The organism is Patescibacteria group bacterium, from assembly GCA_041674405.1.
Classification (GTDB): domain Bacteria; phylum Patescibacteriota; class UBA1384; order XYA2-FULL-43-10; family XYA2-FULL-43-10; genus JBAYVT01.
Window position 1 is genome coordinate 1 of the sequence record JBAYVT010000007.1, and the last position, 17571, is coordinate 17571.

At 41.4% G+C, this 17571-nt stretch carries 22 protein-coding genes and 1 other RNA gene; 9 read left to right on the forward strand and 14 right to left on the reverse strand.

What is annotated here, in order from left to right; translation table 11 throughout:
* On the reverse strand, positions 1–1343 hold a 1343-nt coding region (locus WC080_04590; GenBank protein ID MFA7244532.1), incomplete at its 3' end, for a hypothetical protein.
* A gap of 293 nt (positions 1344–1636) precedes the next feature.
* Here WC080_04590 and WC080_04595 point away from each other — a divergent pair.
* The gene (locus WC080_04595; protein ID MFA7244533.1) at positions 1637–2248 is read left to right on the forward strand and encodes a lysophospholipid acyltransferase family protein; all 612 of its coding nucleotides are present in this window, start codon (positions 1637–1639) and stop codon (positions 2246–2248) included.
* Between the two features lie 63 nt (positions 2249–2311).
* Here WC080_04595 and WC080_04600 read toward each other — a convergent pair whose 3' ends face one another.
* Positions 2312–2788 (reverse strand): GNAT family N-acetyltransferase, encoded by a 477-nt coding sequence (locus WC080_04600; GenBank protein MFA7244534.1) that lies wholly within the window; start codon positions 2786–2788, stop codon positions 2312–2314.
* 240 nt (positions 2789–3028) lie between these two features.
* Here WC080_04600 and WC080_04605 point away from each other — a divergent pair, with 240 nt between their 5' ends.
* On the forward strand, positions 3029–4069 hold the full coding sequence (locus WC080_04605; protein MFA7244535.1) for a hypothetical protein: 1041 nt from the start codon (positions 3029–3031) through the stop codon (positions 4067–4069).
* A 90-nt stretch (positions 4070–4159) separates the two neighbouring features.
* On the opposite strand, the gene WC080_04610 is transcribed toward WC080_04605, so the two are convergent.
* Genes WC080_04610 through WC080_04640 form a run of 7 tightly spaced genes read right to left on the reverse strand, consistent with a single transcriptional unit; the run spans position 4160 to position 8352 of the window.
* Complete coding sequence (locus WC080_04610; GenBank protein ID MFA7244536.1) at positions 4160–5080, reverse strand: hypothetical protein; 921 nt, start codon at positions 5078–5080, stop codon at positions 4160–4162.
* A 38-nt stretch (positions 5081–5118) separates the two neighbouring features.
* The gene (locus WC080_04615; GenBank protein ID MFA7244537.1) at positions 5119–5562 is read right to left on the reverse strand and encodes a gamma-glutamylcyclotransferase family protein; all 444 of its coding nucleotides are present in this window, start codon (positions 5560–5562) and stop codon (positions 5119–5121) included.
* A gap of 21 nt (positions 5563–5583) precedes the next feature.
* Positions 5584–5823, reverse strand: a complete 240-nt coding sequence (locus WC080_04620; GenBank protein ID MFA7244538.1) for a DUF2164 domain-containing protein — start codon at positions 5821–5823, stop codon at positions 5584–5586.
* 9 nt (positions 5824–5832) lie between these two features.
* The gene (locus tag WC080_04625) at positions 5833–6336 is read right to left on the reverse strand and encodes a hypothetical protein (protein MFA7244539.1); all 504 of its coding nucleotides are present in this window, start codon (positions 6334–6336) and stop codon (positions 5833–5835) included.
* Positions 6333–6821: a zeta toxin family protein gene (locus tag WC080_04630; GenBank protein MFA7244540.1), complete on the reverse strand. Its 489-nt coding sequence runs from the start codon at positions 6819–6821 to the stop codon at positions 6333–6335. The genes WC080_04625 and WC080_04630 overlap by 4 nt, the downstream gene beginning before the upstream one ends.
* 50 nt (positions 6822–6871) lie before the next feature.
* Positions 6872–8134 (reverse strand): glycosyltransferase, encoded by a 1263-nt coding sequence (locus WC080_04635; GenBank protein MFA7244541.1) that lies wholly within the window; start codon positions 8132–8134, stop codon positions 6872–6874.
* A 32-nt stretch (positions 8135–8166) separates the two neighbouring features.
* Positions 8167–8352: a hypothetical protein gene (locus tag WC080_04640; protein MFA7244542.1), complete on the reverse strand. Its 186-nt coding sequence runs from the start codon at positions 8350–8352 to the stop codon at positions 8167–8169.
* 342 nt (positions 8353–8694) lie between these two features.
* On the opposite strand from WC080_04640, the gene WC080_04645 reads away from it, so the two are divergent.
* Both WC080_04645 and WC080_04650 read left to right on the forward strand, forming a co-directional pair.
* Positions 8695–8955, forward strand: a complete 261-nt coding sequence (locus tag WC080_04645) for a hypothetical protein (protein MFA7244543.1) — start codon at positions 8695–8697, stop codon at positions 8953–8955.
* Between the two features lie 202 nt (positions 8956–9157).
* Positions 9158–9904, forward strand: a complete 747-nt coding sequence (locus WC080_04650) for a hypothetical protein (protein ID MFA7244544.1) — start codon at positions 9158–9160, stop codon at positions 9902–9904.
* 45 nt (positions 9905–9949) lie between these two features.
* On the opposite strand, the gene WC080_04655 is transcribed toward WC080_04650, so the two are convergent.
* On the reverse strand, positions 9950–10516 hold the full coding sequence (locus WC080_04655; protein ID MFA7244545.1) for a hypothetical protein: 567 nt from the start codon (positions 10514–10516) through the stop codon (positions 9950–9952).
* Between the two features lie 272 nt (positions 10517–10788).
* Between WC080_04655 and WC080_04660 the strand changes: the two genes are divergently transcribed.
* From WC080_04660 to WC080_04670, 3 genes are read left to right on the forward strand one after another with little or no spacing between them, the layout of a single operon-like run.
* Positions 10789–11283 (forward strand): type II toxin-antitoxin system antitoxin SocA domain-containing protein, encoded by a 495-nt coding sequence (locus WC080_04660; protein ID MFA7244546.1) that lies wholly within the window; start codon positions 10789–10791, stop codon positions 11281–11283.
* Positions 11284–11285: 2 nt separating this feature from the next.
* Positions 11286–11699 (forward strand): hypothetical protein, encoded by a 414-nt coding sequence (locus tag WC080_04665; protein ID MFA7244547.1) that lies wholly within the window; start codon positions 11286–11288, stop codon positions 11697–11699.
* 10 nt (positions 11700–11709) lie between these two features.
* A complete protein-coding gene (locus WC080_04670) occupies positions 11710–12525 on the forward strand; it encodes a hypothetical protein (protein MFA7244548.1) in 816 nt (271 codons plus the stop codon).
* 4 nt (positions 12526–12529) lie between these two features.
* Here WC080_04670 and WC080_04675 read toward each other — a convergent pair whose 3' ends face one another.
* The 3 genes from WC080_04675 to WC080_04685 all read right to left on the reverse strand — a co-directional run bounded on the left by WC080_04675 (position 12530) and on the right by WC080_04685 (position 14550).
* Positions 12530–13747, reverse strand: a complete 1218-nt coding sequence (locus WC080_04675) for a restriction endonuclease (GenBank protein MFA7244549.1) — start codon at positions 13745–13747, stop codon at positions 12530–12532.
* 90 nt (positions 13748–13837) lie between these two features.
* Positions 13838–14113, reverse strand: a complete 276-nt coding sequence (locus WC080_04680; GenBank protein ID MFA7244550.1) for a hypothetical protein — start codon at positions 14111–14113, stop codon at positions 13838–13840.
* Positions 14114–14133: 20 nt separating this feature from the next.
* Complete coding sequence (locus tag WC080_04685; protein MFA7244551.1) at positions 14134–14550, reverse strand: hypothetical protein; 417 nt, start codon at positions 14548–14550, stop codon at positions 14134–14136.
* 426 nt (positions 14551–14976) lie between these two features.
* Here WC080_04685 and WC080_04690 point away from each other — a divergent pair, with 426 nt between their 5' ends.
* Entirely contained in the window at positions 14977–15618 is a 642-nt protein-coding gene (locus tag WC080_04690; protein ID MFA7244552.1) for a hypothetical protein, read from the forward strand.
* A gap of 62 nt (positions 15619–15680) precedes the next feature.
* Positions 15681–15827 carry a hypothetical protein gene (locus tag WC080_04695; protein MFA7244553.1) on the forward strand — a complete coding sequence of 49 codons (147 nt, stop codon included), beginning with the start codon at positions 15681–15683 and terminating at the stop codon, positions 15825–15827.
* A 1621-nt stretch (positions 15828–17448) separates the two neighbouring features.
* Here WC080_04695 and ssrA read toward each other — a convergent pair.
* Positions 17449–17571: a transfer-messenger RNA gene (gene ssrA, locus WC080_04700) on the reverse strand; the annotation flags it as partial.

The following is a 17571-nucleotide window of genomic DNA, read 5'->3' on the forward strand; positions in this document are numbered from 1 at the left end:
CCGCCCCCGCCATAGTCAGATCCACCGAAGCCCCCGCCGCCGATACTGCCTCCGCCCCCGCCGGAACCTGAGCCCCAATTAGAAGAGGAGGGGGGAGGAGTGTGGTCAACATCATCCACGGCGTTGTGGGCCTTGTCCCCAAGGTCCTTTGCCTGTGCAAAGTAGCTGACGCTGGAGATTGGATCGCTTCCCTCGTTAGCCTGGCCCAGGTTGAACTGGTCCTCGGCTTCTGAGATTAGCGATTCCGCTTCCGATTGGCTGTTCTCGCTCCACTGGCTAGCATACGAGCGAGCGCGGTTAATTGCGGACCTGGCCGCACTGCGCTGACCAGGGATGCCCGCAATGGCATTCTGCATCTGAGTCCAGCGGTCTTCGGCTCGGCCGAACACTTCAAGCGCGTTGTCCGCGATCTGGTTGGCCCGGTCGAGGCTGTTCTTCGCCTCGACGAACCTCTGCACCTTCATCTCGTTGAGCGCTTTCGCAGTGTTCCACTCGTCGTTGGCTGTGCTCATCTGCTCGTAAGCCGACTGGACTTGAACACTCATCCTGTACTTCGGGTAGCGCTCCAGCTGTCCGGCCACGAACTGCGCCCGGTTGTAGCGGCCTTCAACAATCGAGATGCACGATGGGAAATCGGCAATACGACGATCGTTGGTGCCCTTCATCTCCGGGACTGCCGATGCCAGCTTTCTGGCTTCAGTACACAGCCGTTCGCCTTCGAGGCATGAGACGTAGATCGCTCGGTAATCCGGTAGCCCCTGTTGGAGCTTCCGTCCTACGAGCGAAATCGCCTTGTCGTGGTTGTCGTGCGCAGACGCATTGGTTTTGCGCGCCGGCGCGAAATGGACGGTGAAGTAGCCCATCCTCTCGAATGCTTTGACGTCAGCCTCAAGCTGCTTGACCATCGCTGCGAGTTTTCCAGGCTCGCCTTGATAGTTGGCCAATGCTTGGTCGAGAAAGGCGATCTCTTCGTGCCAGCCGGCGTAACCGGCCTTGACTTTCTGACTGTGCACGACGGCTTCCCGGGCAAACCTGGTCTTCATGCTTGGCCGTCTTGTAGACTTGGCCTTCGCGATCGAGTCCCTGGCTGCTTGAAGCTCTGAGATCGCCTGAGTGGGGCTGAACTTCTCGAGGTAGACCGCGAGATGTTTCTCTCGTGCTGCCTTCAGCTCAGTTGTCGCTGCTTGCAGATCCGTCTCGGCCTGGTCTACCGTTGCAGTCGCTTCCTTGAGAAAACGCTGCGCGGCATGCTCTAGGCCGATGCGGATTCCTTGGCAGACAAGAAGCGCAACCAAAAGCACGATGAAAACCGTGCCAAGGCTACGCCGACTGCTAAGGTCCATCAGTACCGCCTCCTTGTCATACGGATGACTATTCGCGTTATTATCGCGTTGAACGACTGCCTCACACTACTATATTTTAGTCGATATGTCAAGAGTAATGGCCTGTATTTTATCAGCCATTTTTTCTCGAAAAAACAAAAAGTTACTCTTAAAATGGCAAAAATTAAAGATTTCTGGTTAAAATCTGTTGACCAGAACTATATAATCGTGTAAATTGGCATGTGCAAGATATTCTATTATACGGGTAACGGAGGTCAATGCGGATGAATGCGCCGGGCTCGCGGTTGTGGTTGGTGTCGTGTCTAGCTTTTCGGGCGATTAGCTGGTGTTTGGGCCAGCGATCTGTAGTCATTGGCCTGGAGAATCTGCCTCAGCATGGCGGATATATCCTGGCCCCCAAACATCAGTATGTCACCGACCCCCCGCTGATCTCGGTGGCATTTTCACGCCCAACGTACTTCATGGCCAAGATCGAGTTGTTCAAGCTCGCGGTGTTTCGCTGGTATCTTGGTCAAATTGCGGTGTTTCCCGTAGATCGGGATGATCCGCAATCCGGTTCGGAGGCAACTTCCCTGGCGATTCAGCTTGCGAGTGCGGGTAAGCCGGTGGCAATCTTCCCGGAGGGTGGCAGATATCCCGGAATTGGCATGGGCGAGCTGCACGAAGGACTGGTATTGATCGCCAGGAGGGCGAGAGTGCCAGTGATACCGCTTGCGATTGGGTACAAGCCCAATCATCCCAAGCTATTTGGCCGTGGCCAAAGATGGCTCGTTGTTATCGGGCCACCGGTAAGCGATCAGTCCGGAATCACTCATGGCAAGGGTTGCCGTCTCACGACGGAGGACCTCAGTCTTGCTCTGTCAGAGGTGACCGTTGCCGCTGTCACGCTGGCAGAAAGCATGTAGCACTGGAGGGGGCACAGAAAAGGCGGGCTTAAAAGCCCGCCCGCTCCCATTTTCAAACTAAAATTATATTTCTAAAACATATACAGTTGTTGGTTCTCCCTGGTCGTTTATCGACTCCTCGAGCCGAGACCAGCCCAGCTTTTCGTAGAGTCTGTGGGTATGTTCTGTGTGTAAATAAATTTTTTTGAATCCAAACTTTTTAGCAATATCTAAAACCCGATTTATTAGTTGTGATGCAATGCCTTGTCCGCGATAGTTCTCTTTTACATAAACACCTGCAATCCACGGTGTAAGATCGGGCCGTTTGTCCAGATCATGCTCCCAAAGAGAGGCCGTCCCGACCCAGTCACCACCATCAAGGGCGACAAGAATGAAGGGAACTTTGTTGATATTTAGTTTCTTCTGAATGCCCTTTTTCAATTTTTCGAAACCTACATCATCTTTTTCTCTAATCCACTCGGCTAACCATATTCTGGCAATTTCGTCGATAAATTTCTGATGTTTGGCCAAAAAATCAATTTTAGTTTCATATTTTTTCATTGCTGTAATTTTATTTTAACATTTTTTAGCTTAAGGGTTCTGTTAAATTTGTAACCGGTCTTTTATCCACAATCTTTCCAATTGACAGCATTTTTTATTCATATACAATGATAAGGGTTAAAAATGACGAACAGGCAAAAACGCAAAAAAAGGAAGGTGATACTCTCTCGCACAAAGTGAGCCTAGGGCTCATTTTTTTTATACCCCAGAACGTTAACAATATTATAGGAGGCAAACAAAATGATCGATGCGCATGTGCACCTGGATCGGGCGTGGACGGTAGAGGATAAGTACATTGAGCACGAGAGGCTGAGCATCAGGGAACTCGCAGGGTTGCCTTTGAGCTTGAAGCAGCGGGCGGTAGGCAAGCTACACAGCGGCTTGGCATTTCAGCCTGGGCCGATGAAGGAGCGGATGGGGCAGGTTATCAAGTCAAAGGCTGAGGCAGGGGAGACAGAACTCTGGACCTGCATCGATACCACTCCGGACATCGGGCTTACTGCCTTCAATGCGGCACTCGAGCTTTCCGCCGAGTATGCCGGCAGTATCGATATCAAAGTCGGCGCCTACCCGGTGTTTGGATTCAAGGCCTGGGGATCAGATCGACACGATATCATCCGTGAAGCGGCGAGGCGAGCTCATTTCCTTGTCGGTTTGCCGGAGCGGGACGTGGCGCTAGACCACCCGATCGGATTTCGTGGCCACTTGAAGGCACTCTTCGAACTGGGGCAAGAGTTCTCGTTGCCGATTCATGTGCACCTCGATCAGGCCAATAGCCCGTCTGAAGCGGGAACTGAGACTCTGATCGAAGGCGTGCGCTGGTTCGGATCGCCGATCGTTCCGGGTACGAAAGGCAAGCCTTCGGTCTGGGCGGTCCATGTGATCTCACCTGCGTGCTATCCGGATGATCGCTTCCGGAAGCTCCTTGATGGACTACTTGAGTGCAATATTGGTGTAATCGTCTGCCCGCATGCGGCGATCTCCATGCGCCAGCTTCGTCCGTATAATGCGCCAGTGCACAACTGCATCGCCCGAGTGAGAGAGATGCTGGCGGCTGGGATTCCGGTGCGGCTCGGGACCGACAATATCGGCGATCTTTTCGTCGGGCTTCGGCGACCCGACCTAAGGCGTGAGATTGAGATGATTCAATCTGCCGTCCGCCTATACGACGATGTCCTCTGGAACAAGGTGGCCTGTGGTCAGTCACTCGACGACGTTGACCTCCACACCATCCGAACCTCACTCGAGGAAGACGAGGAGGTGTTTAGGACTCTGTCCTAACGTGAACCACCATCCCCGCCCATAATGGGCGGGGATGGAGTCGTTTTAAAGAACTATTTTTCTAGAAGATAAAAATCCACATCGAGATCTTCAAATTTCTTCTTCAAATATTTTGAAAGAGGGGGAATATGGCACCGCTTTCAAGCCTTGTTCGCGAAGAATTATTGCCGGGTGCGAACAAATGCCGTATTTGACATAAACCAGGTTCTTGTGTTCCTTAATTTTGTTAATTATCCGAAAAAATTCAGTCTCATCATCGCCTCGGGCCAGAGTGGTCAAAAGCAAAATATCCTGTTTGCCATTCCAGCTTCTAAGATCAGCAAAAGATTCGACCTCAAACAAATTATGTTTATCGGAATCAAAATTAAAATTAGAAAAATGGCAGGTCTTTTTGAATTCCATTATTGTAAAATTTCCATCAGGCATTATGAAAAATTCATACAAAATGTCATCATCCCAGTCAAATTTTTTAATCTTTTGCCACAAATTTTTGATGTCGGCAATCAAATCCTCCGGATTATTCCGAACAATTCTTTTTTCAAGGACGCTCCCATTCTCAAAAAGGCAAGTTTTTGGTGCTACCGAAATTTGCATCTTTGCTTTACTGCCGCTTATGATCACATTGTCGCAGCTTTTTGCCGACTCCGATTCCCAGACGCCATTGATTATGCTCATATAGTATATACCGCTGTTCTTAACAAAAGTGCCGCTGTATTTGGCGGTGACGAATCCTTGAACTATCGCCACGAGCTTGGGGGTGATTTTTTCTGAGATAAATTGATAAATTTCTTCGAAAGATTTGATTATCACACTTCTCGGAAGGTTTATCGTCCTATTTGCAGAAGAAAATCGGACTCCCATTCTGTCGCCATTAGTAAAGCCGGCATCCAGTAGTTCAGCAAATAATTTGTCTTTAGGGGGCAAATTCCGCAAAATCAAAAGATTCTGCTTAAACAGCCCCTTTTTCTTAAGCTCGGTTAGTGATTCGGCTTTTTGCCCAAGTTTCTTCATAATCTATTTTCCCAACAGACGATTAACATATTTTTTATTTATTCTGCATAGTTTGGGTATTTGGGGTCGGTAAGATCGTCGATTATTTCTACCGGCTCGATAGTGCCTTGCCAAAAATTGATTCCGAGCTCTGCAGCCCCTCGTTCACAAACTTTGATATAGCTGGCATATACCGGGAGTTGGGCGCTCTTCTTTTCAGGCCAAATGAAAGCGAAGCAATCATTAGCGACCTCAACAAGATCGGAGCCAGATTCACGAGAAATCAAATCGTCCAGTTCACTATCATTGACTTTGAAATAAGCTACCTGAACTTCAGAATCAGGATTTTTTCGCATGTTTAAATAAGCCCGATCTTTAAATGGAGCATTAAATATTCGTTCGTATCCCTTAAGATTCAAGGGCGTTAATTTTTTAGTTGTCGGAATAGTCTTTTGTCGGCTCTTGCTATCGAGCAGCGAACCATAAGCTATAATTTTTTTCATTTGGCTCCTTCGATGAGCTAATCATTTCTCTAATACATAAAAATCCGCATCGAGATCTTCGAATTTTTCGCGAAACCATTTGCGCGCGTCGGAAACTCCGCGATTGTAGAATGCCGGTCCGGCCTTTTTCAGAATGAAATCCAGAACTATTTCTGCTCTCAGGTCGCCAAGATCCTCTTCAAATTCTTTTCTAAAAAAATCTTTGATCTCGCCGATCAATATTTTTTTATCATCTTCGTTTAGTTCAATTTCCTTTTTCATAAATGCGGCTCATTTTTTAATAAATTTTTTCATATTCTTTACAAAAACCGGCATAGAGCCATATATTTCATGGACCATATTACGCAGAACCGAATCACACTCTTTCGAATCGGGTGGAGGAATATGAAAAGATATCTTTTTGCCAGAAACAATTTCGCTAAACATCGGAACCTTGATACCAAAGTGCTCACATATCCAATCCTGATGATATTCTGCCATCGCCACGATCAGATCAGAATCATCAATTATTTTCTGGGTTAATTGAGTTCTTTTGTGCCCCGAAACATCAATTCCGATTTTTTTTAGTTCATCAAAGTGGGCAAAGTTATACCCGCTTGTATCAGTGCTCGTGTCTGTACCGGCAGAAGTAATATTGAGATTGGTAATGTTGTTTTTCTTTGAATATTCTTTTAAACAATATTCGGCCATCAAGCTGCGTGCGATATTATCCGAACAAACAAAACAGACGCTAGTTTTTCTAATTCCGGTTTTGGATTCAATTTCTTTTTTCATTTTTTAAGGACTTTCAGAATAATTTTGGCGGTTTCTTCCGGAGCTTGCGATGAGTTGTCTATAATGGTGGTTTTGAATCCGGGATTATTGATACCGATATCATAGTGATGCTTGACGCGTTTTGCTTCCCATTCATCAAGTTCGCGCGCGCCGCGGTTATTTGCTGCGATGTCAAGCTTCGGGTTTAGTGTAAAGGCGTGAATATCTTTCTTGTCGATGTCAATATTGGAAACTAGAAAATCGTAATTTTCCTTTGAAAGCGGGTAGTTGATTATAGTATTCAAACCTGTTTTTAGAAAATTATTGGCGACATCGGCAGCATTTTTGAGATTTAGTTTAATCAATTCATCACTGAGCGGGATAAAGGGTACAAAACTTCGCAGCTTATCGATTTCAATAGAAGCTGTATTTGGGAGTTCTTTTGCCAAAATTTCCGCTATGGTAGACTTTCCCGAATTGATTGATCCGCTAATTACTATTAACATTTCTCCTCCTTGTACCCTAAGTATAACAAAAATATATTCGAAATATTATTTTATTGAGATACTGCTCCGCCAGCTCTTTTAACATGAGTCCATTCACATCCACCAACACCGGTTCTGTGTTCGCGCAAGAGTTTTGGAATGCTATAAAATCCTTTAATTGTTGCGATATATTCGACACAAGAAAGTATATACATCAAGAGATATGCAATCGGAACCATGACAGCAAATTTTGTTCTTTCATATATACTATATCCTTGCGTTGCTCCACTCGTGAGAATAACGGTATAAAAACAAAAAGTAAGGACTGAGCCTGCAATTGTAGTAAAATCTCCGTTTACGAAGATTAAATAAAGAATATATCCAATCATAAGTGGCTCGATAGCAGAAATTATTTCGGAAAATAAAGCATATGGCAGATAAAACCATGAAAGCAACTTTCCAAGTTTTCGATCTTTTGAAAAGAAAAGATCGCGCCTTTTCAAAAACGCCTGGTAACGGCCATATTTCCAGCGGTTTCGTTGTTTCAGAAGCTCGGGGATGCTGGCAACCGACTCAGAGAAAACTACCATCGACGGATCGTAGCCGATAAATTTCTTGTCTTTGTAGTGCAATATCATTTTCATCGATAGGTCGATATCCTCGGTGATCGTATCGGTATCATAACCGTTTAAAGTACGCAGTATTCTCATTCTGTACATAGAACCGACTCCTCCAACAATATATTGTATGCGGGTCATCGCTTCGGCTTTCTTCATCTGGTGATTTAGCATATACTCAATTCTCTGGAGGAGATTGAGCATGCCTTTTCCGGGAATGATTTTTACATTGGATGCGAGAGCACCAACCCTCTTTTCGCGAAAAAATTCAACGGCTATTTTCAGCGCGTCCTTTGTTAGTACCGAGTCGGCATCAAGACACATAAAGAGCGAGCCCTTGGCGAATCTCAAGCCTTTATTCATTGCTTTCGCCTTGCCGCGGACATTAACATTAAGAACCTTAATTTTTTTGAGTTTTCCTCTAAATTTGCGCTGGAAGAGAAGAGCAATATTTTTTGTTCTATCATCACTGGAATCATTTACGATAATTAACTCAACATTTTTGTATGAACTTTTCACAATACTCACAAGATTGCGATACAGGGCAACTTCCTCATTGTGTGCAGGAACGATAATGGTAATAAGTGGGTGATAATGATGAGAATAATATCGTTGATTCTCGTCCGCATCATCTTTTCGCCCGATGGTTTTGATGTCGTATAGATCACTAGCAACAGAGAAAAATGTCAACCGTACAAGATTGATAAAACTGAGCATTAGAACCAAATAAGCTATAAAAAGCATTGGATTTATTGCTTAGCAGATTGCTTTTTTGCAAGATAGATTTTGTAAAGCCGGATGCCCAAAATGATCAATGCGGCTAAAATCGCGGCTAAAATGATACCTTTAAAAAGCAGGTTGGTTGTGAAAAAGGAGCCGGCTGCAGCTGCAGTGGAGGCACCCAAAACACTTTTACTTGTAGAATCGCCTGACATTTGATTCTCCTGATGGTTAATTAGTTATAACGCTTAGTCATAACACAAAACCACAAAAATAGCAATAGCTGAGCAGAGATTATCAAAATTTCAGCCGGGTGTGGAGAAAATGATATTTAAATCGGAGAAAATTTGTGCTTTAAAATGGTTGTGGTGCTTTGGAAATTAGCATCATTTTATAATACCTAAACCCCTCGGGGCATGGTGAAAACACGTAAGCGATAAAGACGGTCTTCTGTCTGGTATGCTTACGTGTCTCCGCTCGAAAGGGCGGATGGGCACTCGCAAGAGTGCCGCCAGCGGGAGACCATTTTTATTTTGTCTAATTTTGGAGGGAACAAGATGAGCGATGAACAGCAGGTTGTGAAAGTTGTTTGTGCTGATTGTGGGAAAGTAGTGCTTGAGATGAATAAGCTGAGTGAGTGCTTGAACCATTTCTGCCATGTGAATAATATAATTGCGCCAGCGAAATACACGGGAGAGAATCTCCCTGATTTCTTAGAGTGCGACTGCAAAAATGTGCTCGGAGTCTTGGCTGCAGATCCCCAGTCTGTCCCAGCCTACTATCTGATAGCGGGGAAATATCGGTTAGCTACGAGGTGAGGCTCAATAATAGAAATCAAGAAAGGTTCAAGTCTATGCTCAAAGAATCGAGACATTGGATACAGATTCTTACTTCGAGTATGGAAAAAATAAATTTGCTTTAGAGTTAGCAACTCCCAAGTGAGGTAGTGCTGAATCCTTTACTAAAAAGATGCTGTATGTATAATTGAATCATAAATCATAAAATAGTTAAGGTAAAATAATGACCGACCAATCAGAATTAGATAATAGATATTTTATAGATAATTATAAATACAATTGCCCTTTTTGCAATCGAAGGTCTGTCACTTATAGCGTTGTAAGTCAAAGCCAAATAAACTGGTCTGATGATAAAGTTGCACATGTGTACAGAGTAAATTGCGGTGGTTGTCAAAAAGTCTCAATCCATTTTAGTTATTACAATTTCAGAGTTAACTATAGTAGTTTCAACATTCCCGAAGACGAAAATGGGGAAACAGTTGATGGTTTTAACTTTTCTGACTTGGATAAATATTTTTTTTATCATAACCCAACTTCGTTCTTTACCGTAAACCCTCTCATCCCTAAAACGGTTAGGGAGTTGGTTTCGGAAGCTGAGGGTTGTAAAAAAATGAACTTCTTAGTGGGTGCTTCCGGTTCACTTCGAAAGGCAATCTACGAATTTCTAAAACTACAGAAAGCACAAGGAGATAATTATCAAGAAAAAATTAAATGGCTGAAGAAGAAATATCCGGTCATAGATCCAGTTTTATTTGACACTCTCGGAAATATTCAGGACATGACAAGCGAAAATATGCACGAAAAAGAGGGTTCGTGGGAACCATGGAAGAATAAAGACCTAGAGTTCTTGATAATGTTAGTCCGTCTAGTTTTAGACGAGGTGTATGTAATACCTTTGAAAAGAAAATCTGCCTTGGACAAGCTGAATCAATTGAAATCAAAATCAGAGCTGAGTAAGCGACTTAATTAAATTAACACCTTTTCAAGAATCCAAGAGGGGGAAGGACCTTTAATTTTAATGTTTCTTCAGGGTTGTAGGTGTTTTGCCCATAGCTTCCATTAAAGTCGGTGACGGAGAATTGAATTCTATCTCCAGTCCCAGCTCTTTTTTTAGTTCCAATATTCTCGTAAGTAGCTTCACATTTCGGTCCAGGAGTATCTGATCCTTCTTCTTGAGCGTTTGGCCAAAATTAGTGACAGTAAGATTGTTTATTTTATACAGTTCTCTTGATGCTATTTCATTATTTATCAAAAGGATGAGATGCATCGTCAGGGCTAGTTGTCTGAAGGTTTCTTTGCCTGCCAACTCTTTAGGCAAATGCGTCTTTAGGATATCCCAAGTTGAAAAGTAATATGGAGTTAAGGTCGATAATAAGTGCTTGTCCTCAAGAATGGAGATTTCTTCTTCTAGATGAATGCAGTTAGCAGATAGCATTTCGAGGTTACTAATAATTTCCTCTTTAAAAGCTTCAAAGATATTCGTGTCTCTTTTGCTCTCTTGCTGGCTTTCTAATCGAAACGTAAGCAATACACCAAAACCTGTTGCCAAAATGCCGGAAATTAAACCGAGTAAATATTGCAATTAGAGTCCTTTCGTGTACTTCTAGAATCTAACCTAACAAACACTCCCGCTCCTTTTAATCCTCTGAAGCACAAAATGTGTAAAAAATACTATGGTGGAGCTTATCACCGAGAATTTACACATTATACAAACGGAGGCTAGGCGCTGGAAGGAAATAATCTATCCCAAATTCCAGAGGCATCATTTGACTTTATAGATGTAATCCCATAGTGTATTAGCACTATTAATAATAAAATGTTGATGCTATGATAGAACCAGGTAACGGAGGGGATATGTCTAATACAAAAGAGGTGGGGCAAATGGCTTCTGATGTGGCGAAATATTTTTTGTATCGAGCAAAAGAAGACGGGGATTATATTTCCCCTCTAAGGATTCAAAAGCTGGTTTACTACGGCTATGTGTGGCCCCTAGTCCTTAATGAAAAGAAGTTATTTTCTGAGCAGTTAGAAGCATGGCCTAATGGCCCAGTTGTACCAAGCCTCTATAAAGAGCTGAAATCTTATGTTTCGAGCCCTATAGATGACAAGTACCTTAAAATTAAAACCCCAAAAGAATTTTCTGAGTTCTTGCATCTCAAATTTGATGAAGACACGCTTGATGTTCTTGACCAAGTTTATAACCAATATATGACAAAGACACCATTCGAGCTTGTACTCCTAACTCATAATGAGGCGCCCTGGAAAAAGGCACGAGAACGAATGGATAATGGCGGCACAAATAATATTTTTGATTCAGACATACTCGAGTACTATTCAAAAACAACTTAAAAATGGCCTCAAAAAAGAAAAGCGTAGCAGTAGTACCTGAACCTAATTTTGGGAATGAAAAACTCAAAATTAGTTTTGAGTATTATGATTCAGCATCATCGAAATATTGTTTGTCTAAATTTGAAAAAGATCAGGTCAGAGAAGCGCTTCTGAGACTCAGAGATATTAATGGCAAATCTTATATGGAACTTTATCGACAGAGAGACCATTATCATTTTCACCAAGTAAATTGGAAAGATACAGAAGAAAAAAATGGCTTCCCTCCTTGTGGAGTCAATGAATTTGATCCATTCCAGATAGCTCTTCACAATGTGAATGAGTGGAAGGTAAGGGTCTTTGGGGGAATCCACAAAGGGACATTCTATATCGTATGGTTTGATCTTGAACACGAGATAGACCCTTCGATGAGAAGGTAAAATTATACAGATGGGCAGAAGAGTATATTATCCTCCGATCTATGTATGTTACAGAAAAGGCGATTCGCACTATCTGCTCTTTTGGATTGAGTTCGGAAATGACGGGTCTGTTTATGTCTGGTTCTCAGAAAATCACCGGAAACTTTTTCAGGTTCTGGCATCACACGAACAGGAAGAACTGTCTGCAAAAATTTCCCAAATTTCCGTAGAAGATAACCCTATTGAAGTCTATAACCCTCACATCTCATACCATTCCAGTGGAAGAGTCCACATCTCTGGATATGACAATCTTCATGACAAACCAAAGGAGCATGTAATTGAAGATAGGGCGACGGAAAGTTTCCTTTCGGTCTGTATAAAAAAAATTGGCTTGCCTTTTTGTTCTATAATTAGCCCTGTCATGACAGCAGAAAAATGGGCGCAACTTGAAGTTGTGAGCAAGGATGAATTTCTTAAGAAAAAATGGAATTATTCTGCATTGGTTGGAGGTGAAATAAAGATAGCTAGCAATAATAACTCGGGAAGAACGCTGATCGCAATTGATTCATCATCTGTCAGCAAAAATCATGCCCTTACCACAGAAATAATTATTCATGGTTCTGGCCAGTTTGATTTTGACTCAGATCCTAATAAAAAAATAAAAAATATTATTGGTAAGGCTAGTTTCTCTAACGAAAAAGCCCCTGCGAAAATCAGCTTGCAATTCTCAACAATTCCTTTCAGTAGAAAGAAAGATAAAAGGAACACAAATTACATTTGTTTATATAATAACGATTATCACACCATTGTGCTTATCAAACCAACCGATCCTTTGCAGAACTCATAACGAGCTATTTCGTGCCATGCCACCTATATGCTCTCCGGAAACCAGCTTTTTCCGCTTGGGCTATTGTAGAACAATATAGCTCTCCCTTATTCACTTCGATTGTTGTGGTATCGTATTGTTGATCAAACGGAAGGTGATAAATCTTTTCTTTGTTTTTTCCGATATTGCATTTAATACAAGGGTATCCGATGTCCATTTTGCAATTTTCTACTAGATCAATATCCAGCTCGTTGGCAAATCTCCGAGCCAAATCAGACAGGCTTGTGCTGGTGTAAAATACCGCTTTAGGTTTTTTGTCCGGATTGGCGTCTCTGTATTGGAAAAAAGTGCCAAAGAGCTGGAAGATATGTTTTTCATGAATAGTTTTGAAATGAGACCAATTTTTGCACTGCACAATCAGACATTCCTTGCCCTTGTGGCAGATCAGGTCACGGCCAAGGTCATCCAACCCTTGAAATATGCCGTGATAATTTACGCTGTAACCTTCTTTTTCGTAAAGATAACCTATATAGCGCTCATACATTCTGCCAATAGCCCACTTTGATTTAGGACGCTTCCAATAGCGATCCAGCGCCATTTGATTTCTTTCTGCAGAGGAGAGTTTTCGATATTCTTCTTTGGTCAAGAAATTTGATACAGGATCAGCCTTTTCCTTGTCCGTAAATTCTTGCAGAGCAATGTCCTCGTCTTCAATAATCTCGTCCTTAAAGTCTAACAGAAATGGTGCAATTGATTCGTAATATTCTATTATTGCTTGAGTTTGACGATTTTCAGCCTCTGCGGTTCTTCTTCTGCGACCCTCTTCCTTGACAACCTCAGCAGCCCGATAGGCTGGATTCCTTTTAGTAACCAGACTATTAACCAAATAATTGTCTCTAATCTCCTCATACCCGCTAATCACTGAATTCAGTGTTGGAAAGCCGGAGCTTTTTTCAAGTAAAGATTGTTTGTAAACCCCAGCCGAGTGTTCGAATGTTCGACTTTTGAGATCGAGACGGCTAATTTGTCCTTCAAGCTCGTCCAATTTCTGCTTCTCAACGAATTTATTTTCCTCATAAAAAGTATTGAATGCTATTACTGCAACCACAGAAAAAAACCCGGCAAAAACCAAGACCCATCCAATAGAAACATAATCAAATATAACCCATGAGCCAAAAACCAAGGTTATTATTATGGCCACAGCTAGTGTTGAGAGATAGTTTTTGATGTATTTTTCAATCAAAACTCATCCTTATAACTTCGATTTCATTATACATCAAACTCTTGGCTATTTCTCCCAATCAATGATGAAGGCATATTTGTAGCCAATTCGCTAAGTATGAGAAATTGCGCTAATTATCACCATTGTAATAATCCATGCTAAGATTAGCCACCAACCAATGGCCTTTGTTCTTCGTTCAACATTCTTCGAGAAGGTCTGAATTATTATCATAATTATTGAAACCCAGCTCAAGAAATCGCTTCCGAGTCTAATAAAATTTCCAACCACGCCCCCAACGATAAATCCAATAATAAGAAGACCGATCCCGATAAGTAGCACAAGATTATAGCTCAGATTCTTACTCTTTTTCGGCTGTTCTGACTCCATTATTACCTCCTTTTCCAAAACTAATTGTTTCTTGTATATAGATACCTAGTATTTATCGCTGAACTAATTTTCCCATGAGTTGAATTAATTTCCGATTCGCATTTGTCTCCCCCCGGACACTCAATGCCTTCTTTTTTGAGAAGGGACAAAATTTTAGATATTTGTTGATCTAAAAACAAGTGATTAATCTTTCCTCCTTCATAGATTTTTTCTAATTCTTCAGCAGGAATTTCATTAACCAGTTTATTCATCTTTCTGTTAAAACGATTCTCTTTTGCAAAAAAATAGTACAAAAAAGGAGCAGCTATTATTAGGATCGCCCACTCTGAGATATATAGGAACAAAATGTATCCTAATAGTAAAACAACCAGAATTAGTCCGATATATTTCACAGTAGGGGCGAAAAACTTTGTAAACCAATGCTCAATTTTATCCATTCGCTTGGCCTTCGTTTTAATAAAAAAGGACAACCACCTAGGTTGTCGAGACCAGCATCAGGTTTGACCCTAATGTTTGTTGGTGATTGCCCTATTTATAGGGTCAACCACCAAACACAAAAATGTTGGTAGTTTTATTCAAACTAATACTGGTCTCGACATGATAAATATAACAAAAATAGTGCAATACCACAATGAAATTTATGGGTTGGGGAATTGACCAACTTAATTCATATTTACTTGGTCAAACCAGCAAATGCCCATAATATTCCCCCTCCGGCTATTGTGGATGTTATATAAGGGATACTGATGTGTTATTGTGAGTGTTATATAGACGCACGAATGATAGAAAATGATGTCGTCTATAAAAATATGAATTGTATTGCTATGCTTGAAGTGTACCGTCGCAACCATCATCGATAAAAAATGTCTTCAGAATTAGATGAAATTATTAAGAGAATCAATCTAGTATTAAGATCTAAAAAATCCGAGTTCTTTTTTCTTGGTAAAGAGTTGGAAGATAGTCCGACTAAAAGATCAATAATCCATCAATTATCAGATTTAGGCGTCTTGCATATTGGGCTGGATGAACCATTTTCCTGGAAAGACTTAGACATATCAAAAGTTGATCGATCCGTAAGCAATAGATATTCTTCCTTACATGAATCCGAAAAATACAATGAAGCATTCAGGGAAGAACTTGAAAAGCAGATTGACTGGAAAATGACGATATCAATTGATGAAGAAAAATTTAGAGAACTGCTTCAATCTGAAAAATTACGCTGGGATGGCGATGATCTCACATTCAAAGACGAAAAAATAAAATTTACAAGAAATAAGCGGCCGTATTTTTTGCTCAAAACATTATTTTCAAATCCTGATAAATTGTGGGGCTATGATGAAATTGCCGCAGAATGGAGCGAAGAATATAGCAAAAATGATTGGAGCAAATATTATCAAGCTGCGTATTCTGCAAATGAATCAATTGCAAAAACAACCAAGATCAAGGATTTTCTGTTAATAACCAGCAAGGATGTCCGAATCAATCCCCTCCGGCTAGAAAAGTAGTTTACAAACATTTACAAACCTCTCAAGTGATAACCTGAATTCAAACTTAATTCAGGTTTTTTATGTCAAAGGTCGGAGAACCAAAGAAGAAAATATCGAAAGAAATATTAGCCAATGAAAATATCGCATGGGCAAGATTTTTGTACAAGCAATATAAGAAAAAGAAGCTGAAGCAGTCTTTATCTTTTGACGAAAAAAGTATAGGATAGAAGTGGACAAAATACTACGACACAACTTAAATTTTGAAGACGCAAATGGCAGTCTCTTATTTCCGTGTCGTAGCGGATTGTCCAGAGACTGCCTTTTGTGTTGTAGGAGGAATAAAAATGAGTGCTAAATCAATCGCTCTCTGCCGGGTGTCAACACCAGAACAGAGAATTGAGGGCCATAGCCTTGAAAGACAAGAGGCTAGTGTTGTAAAAGCCTCTGAGGAACTTGAATCGCCAATCGTTAAGACTTGGTCACTTGACCAGTCGAGTCGAGTTGGAAAAAATCTAAACCGCAGAGACCTGAAAGAAATGCTGGACTTTTGCAAACTGAACAAACAAGTTAAGTTTCTAATCATAGACGAAGTTGATCGCTTTATGAGAGATATCAAGTACTTCTATTATTTTGAAGCTGTATTTGAGCAACAAGGTGTAAAAGTATGGTATGCATCACAGCCAGAACTAAATACAAATGACATGATGGGAAAGCTCCAAAAGCTCTTCTTAGTATTTAGAGCAGAAGCCAGTAACGATGAAAGGACTTGCAAATCATTAAAAGGATTAAAGGACCGCATAGCGAAGGGATATTGGCCATTTCCGCTCCACCAAGGCTACATTAAAGGCTCAGAACCAGGTTTGCATATTCCAGATCCTGAACGATATAATTTGCTCCGAGAGGCATTCGAAGAGGTTCTAATAAGGCGTTTTACAGTCAATGAAGCTTTGGATCGGCTTAATAATAATGGGTACAAATCTCCAAACGGAAAACCCCTCCGGATTGATAAATTCAGAGAACTATTAAAAGACCCATATTATGCGGGTGCGCTTAGAGTTGAGTCATGGGATAAAGAATTATGGAATGATAACGGATTACATGAGTCTCTGATAACTATGGAAATGTGGGAGGAGCTTCAGCTTGTTGTCAATAATAAAATGCGCAAATTCCAACGAAAACAGCACAATCCAGCGTTTCCACTATCAAATCTATTTTATTGTGATGAATGTGATGAGAAAAAAATCGTTGGTTATATCCATAGGAATGGGAAGAGCAATTGGACAGGCGAAGAATATCGTTGTAGGGGATGCAACAAAGTTATTAAAAAGGACGATCTTCATTCAACGACTGACACTTTTTTCGATAGCATAAAAATGCTTGAAAGTAACACACACGATTTTAAGAGTGCTTTGCGTGAAGTTTGGGCGGAAGAGCAGAAAGAAGGCTTCAATCGGACTAAACAGCTTAAAATTAGGTTAGAAAACCTGAACACTGAGAAAAATAAGCTTGCGGTTGGCATAGTTATGAATCCGGAGCTTAAAGATGATTTGGCTCAATCATTAGAAGAGAAAAAGACTCAAATCAAGAATGTCGAGAAGGAAATATCGGAAGCAGAGAACATAGAGAGCGATTTCCTCGAGTTTGTGGAGTTTTCGATTGATTACATCAAAGATCTCAAAGCTAACTGGTGGGATCTTGGACACGATGAACGGCTAGAGTGTAAACATTTGATAACAAAAGACAAAATTTTTACAAATTTCTCTGAAAAAGTTTACACACCAGAAATTAGTCCTATTTTGAAGCTAATTTGCAATATAAAAGGGGCAGAAACTGCCCCAAAATCCCAAGTGGTGGAGGTGAGGGGAGTTGCACCCCTGTCCAAAAGGCTTCAAACATATCGTCTACAAGTTTTGCCTTGGTGATTTGTTCGAATAATAGCTCAACCAAGGCAGAAAACTATTATCTTATCTC